General features: G+C 45.3%; 5 protein-coding genes. 2 read left to right on the top strand and 3 right to left on the bottom strand.

Features of this window, described 5'->3' with window-relative positions; genetic code table 11:
* Window positions 1-523: tetratricopeptide repeat protein (locus tag DP116_RS29505; protein ID WP_246275705.1), on the top strand; the 523-nt coding region annotated here is incomplete at its 5' end.
* Between the two features lie 202 nt (window positions 524-725).
* Here DP116_RS29505 and DP116_RS19420 read toward each other — a convergent pair.
* Both DP116_RS19420 and DP116_RS19425 read right to left on the bottom strand, forming a co-directional pair.
* Window positions 726-956 (bottom strand): hypothetical protein, encoded by a 231-nt coding sequence (locus DP116_RS19420; protein WP_211173389.1) that lies wholly within the window; start codon window positions 954-956, stop codon window positions 726-728.
* Window positions 934-1206 carry a type II toxin-antitoxin system HicB family antitoxin gene (locus DP116_RS19425; RefSeq protein ID WP_211173390.1) on the bottom strand — a complete coding sequence of 91 codons (273 nt, stop codon included), beginning with the start codon at window positions 1204-1206 and terminating at the stop codon, window positions 934-936. The genes DP116_RS19420 and DP116_RS19425 overlap by 23 nt, the downstream gene beginning before the upstream one ends.
* A gap of 129 nt (window positions 1207-1335) precedes the next feature.
* Here DP116_RS19425 and DP116_RS19430 point away from each other — a divergent pair, with 129 nt between their 5' ends.
* Window positions 1336-1518: a type II toxin-antitoxin system HicB family antitoxin gene (locus tag DP116_RS19430; RefSeq protein ID WP_169156735.1), complete on the top strand. Its 183-nt coding sequence runs from the start codon at window positions 1336-1338 to the stop codon at window positions 1516-1518.
* Window positions 1519-1637: 119 nt separating this feature from the next.
* Here the strand turns inward: DP116_RS19430 and DP116_RS19435 are convergent, their stop codons facing one another.
* Complete coding sequence (locus DP116_RS19435; protein WP_169156736.1) at window positions 1638-2585, bottom strand: alpha/beta fold hydrolase; 948 nt, start codon at window positions 2583-2585, stop codon at window positions 1638-1640.
* Window positions 2586-2917 lie beyond the last annotated feature (332 nt).

Below are 2917 nucleotides of genomic sequence, written 5' to 3' on the forward strand. Positions count from 1 at the left end.
ACTGTACCTACAAGCATTGGAACTAAGGCGACGCCTGCTGGGAGATGAACATCCCTCTGTCGCAGCTAGCCTCAACAACCTGGCGTTACTCTACAACTCCCAAGGAAGATACCCAGAAGCTGAACCTTTGTTCCAACAAGCATTGGAACTCAGCCGACGCCTGCTGGGAGAAGAACATCCCAATGTCGCACTCAGCCTCAACAACCTGGCGTTACTCTACAACTCCCAAGGAAGATACCCAGAAGCTGAACCTTTGTTCCAACAAGCATTGGAACTCAGCCGACGCCTGCTGGGAGAAGAACATCCCAATGTCGCACTCAGCCTCAACAACCTGGGGTCACTCTACTCTTACCAAGGAAGATACGCAGAAGCTGAACCTTTGTACTTACAAGCATTGGAGATTTGTGAACAACGCTTAGAGGTAAATCATCCCAACACTGTCACTGTTCGTGAAAGTTTGGCAAGTCTTCGCGCTCAATTGGCTTCAGATCAGGAAAACTCAAGTTCTGAGCCTCAACGCTGAAGTTCTCAACTCGGACTTTGCACTTTTGAAGCTGAAGTTTCGAGTTCCAAATCAGTTACCAGTTATCAGTTATCAGTTATCAGTTATCAGTTACTTGTTCACTGTTCACTGTTAAACACGCGATTCGCCACCTAATATCCATCAAATCATGAAAGGCGATGCTCCTTTGGAGCCGCTTCGCGATCGCCTATCACCGAATGTATTAAAGGCTAGTCCACTCTTCCAGTGTGATTTCTCGCTCCAAAATCATCTCAATTTCCCGAACCATCATCCGCAGTTGCGGTACAGAATACTCATCATTGGAGGGAATGGTTAGGCGATGCTGCCCGTAAGTCATAAACTGATGCTTAGCTCCAGAAAAAGGTCCCTCAAAACCTAACAGTCGCAATTTATGGACAAAATCCCGACGCTTACAAGGTATCCATCGACTCAAGAGTTGGCTCCTTGTTAAGGTCAATATTATTAATGACTGGCAGAGAATGTCCCAATTTCAACCCAAGCAAAATCCAGTCTTCCAGTGTTGAGCGTAACTCATCTTCACACTCACGCAAGGTTGAACCAAAGGCTATAACTCCCTTACAAGCAGGAATTTTACCTGCAAATGTACCATCTTCTAGTTTGTCGTAAACCGCCTGTGCAGTTGCTTGCTCAACATAGTCACTTAAAATAAACTTTACAGCCATTAAGTTTTCCGCTTTGCTACAACTTAGTTGTCATTTTCTACTCTATTGAAACACAAAAATATAGAGAGCGATTGCCTTATTGCTTACGCGACACACATTATATTTAAAAGAAAGTCAGAAAGCCAAATTATGAAAATAAAAGTCATATTAGAACCCAGTGATGAAGGCGGATACACCGTCTCTGTACCTTTGCTTCCAGGCTGTATCAGTGAAGGGGAAACTATCGAAGAAGCATTAGACAATATCCAAGAAGCAATCAAACTTTATCTTGAACCATTGGAAGACGAGTTAAGTTATACATTGGTGCGCTAGGCGCTTTTCTATTTTTCGTTACAAATCATATTGAAATATGCGCCTAACACAACGCCAGGTGCTACAACGGAGGGAACCTCCGCAACGCACTGGCTCCCCTACAGTCACTCACAGTAAACTCACGACGAACTCACAACTGTAGACAAAACCCACTCACTCAACAAACGGTTCACCTCATCTGGTACCTCATCATGAGGACAATGACCCGCCCGCAAGAAGTATTCTGTTAATTCAGGATAGTATTGCCGAAACTTCTTTGAACGTTCCCTTGCACTTATCCAAGGATCAGCTTCTCCCCACAACTGTAACAGAGGACAAGTTAATTGCTTGAGCAGCGTATCAACTTTTTCCCCTTGAGGAGTGCTAAACACAGACAAAAATACATCCATAGCCCCAGAGTCGCACGCAGGACGATAAATTTCTTCTACTAGTTGGTCTGTAATGGCACTTTTGTCAAGATAAACTTTCTCTAGAGTTTGGCGAATTACCCAAGGTTGTTTTATGTATTGAAATAAGAGAAACTGGGCTAAAGGCTGCCGTAAAATCCACTTGGCAATTTCACCCAGTAGTTTTTGTAGCTTTTCGTTTGCTGGTATCGGCTCAATTTCAGTTTGCAAAGCTTCTGGTTCTGGTGAAGGTTGGTTTTCGCTAAAAGGACCAGCACTGTTGAGTAAAACCAAACCCGCTGCTGCATCAGGACGTTGTGCTGCAACACACAAGCTTGCATACCCTCCCAGAGAATTACCTGCTAACACTGCTTTTTGACCAATCACTTCAGTGATAAAATCGTTGAGTTGGTCGCGCCACAAGTCACCACTGTATTCTAATTTAGGTTTCGCAGAACGCCCAAATCCCAAAAGGTCAATGGCAAAGACTTCAAAATCGTTACACAATCCGCTGATGTTCTTGCGCCAGTGGTCGGTAGATGCACCAAAACCGTGTACCAATAATAAGGGAGGGCGTTGAATTTTTGGTTCTCCCGCTTTGACGTAATAAATCCTCTGCCCTCGCCACTGCCAATATTTACCAGGAATTGGGGTTGTAGAGGGGGCTGTTGTTCCCTGCATGATCCAAAGAAATGTTAAGTACCTGTAAATGATTCTAACGAAGTCATGAGACCTCACCCCCATCCCCTCTCCTTATTAAGGAGAGGGGTGCCCGTAAGGGCGGGGGTGAGGTGACGACAACCTGCTGCAGGAGGGTTTCCCTCCGCAGGCGACTGGCGTATCTCCTCCGGAGACGCTTTGCTAACGCCGTAAGGCGTGCGCTCTGCGCACACCCGGAGGGTTTAAGTCATGAATGCAACGCGGTATAACGAAGTCATGAAAGTCAATAATGACTAATATTGACACTCCCCTGCCTAAAGGCGAGGGGATTCTACATTCATCGTCAGAACTTG

It is taken from the genome of Brasilonema bromeliae SPC951, from assembly GCF_012912135.1.
Classification (GTDB): Bacteria; Cyanobacteriota; Cyanobacteriia; order Cyanobacteriales; family Nostocaceae; genus Brasilonema; species Brasilonema bromeliae.

Bases quoted from the DNA above. Each gene is read 5' to 3' on its own strand.
- DP116_RS19425 (WP_211173390.1), bottom strand. From the start codon at position 1,206: ATGGCTGTAAAGTTTATTTTAAGTGACTATGTTGAGCAAGCAACTGCA.
- DP116_RS19430 (WP_169156735.1), top strand. From the start codon at position 1,336: ATGAAAATAAAAGTCATATTAGAACCCAGTGATGAAGGCGGATACACC.
- DP116_RS19435 (WP_169156736.1), bottom strand. From the start codon at position 2,585: ATGCAGGGAACAACAGCCCCCTCTACAACCCCAATTCCTGGTAAATAT.